Raw genomic sequence first — 537 nt, 5'->3', positions numbered from 1 at the left:
TAAAAATGATGATAACCATGAGTTACTACGTGAGAAATATACGCAGGGAAGTATCCTATATCCCACATTGATGATTCTTGCCGAAACATTAGAAAATTCAGAACTCAAAGCAGACTTAGTTGAGTTTTGTACTGAAAACCTTAAACATTGCACGTTACAATATTGGTTTCCAAATCACACCTCAGAAAGCTATTATTATAATAATAAAGAAATACATGGCTCCGCCTTTTCAGAGATTACGGAAACACAGTATTTTTCCATCTCAGACATCCTAGTGGAGTGTAAAAACAGTTCAATTGATAACTTATCTGCAATAAAGCATGGGTATGCCCCACTATTACTCGTCGCCTCCAGACATTATCGATACCCTGTTCCACTTCATTTTTTTACCGCTATTATTGAAGATTCTCTGGATTCCAATAAATTGTAACAGACTCATTTTCACTTTAGTAAGCCGCACAATTGTCATACGTTGGCGGCTTTTAACACTCAAACTATAACCTTAATGTGATAAAATTAAACTTATATTGATAGATC

The 537-nt window shown here is 34.8% G+C and carries 1 pseudogene; it reads left to right on the top strand.

From position 1 onward, the window contains the following. Positions 1–430, top strand: a pseudogene (locus tag NNN64_RS23035) (hypothetical protein); the annotation flags it as partial. Between the last annotated feature and the right edge of the window lie 107 nt (positions 431–537).

The sequence above is a fragment of the Citrobacter sp. Igbk 14 genome, assembly GCF_028069825.1.
GTDB lineage: Bacteria > Pseudomonadota > Gammaproteobacteria > Enterobacterales > Enterobacteriaceae > Citrobacter.
Note: the sequence above shows the minus strand (reverse complement) of the source record. Positions and strands in the feature narration are given on the sequence as shown.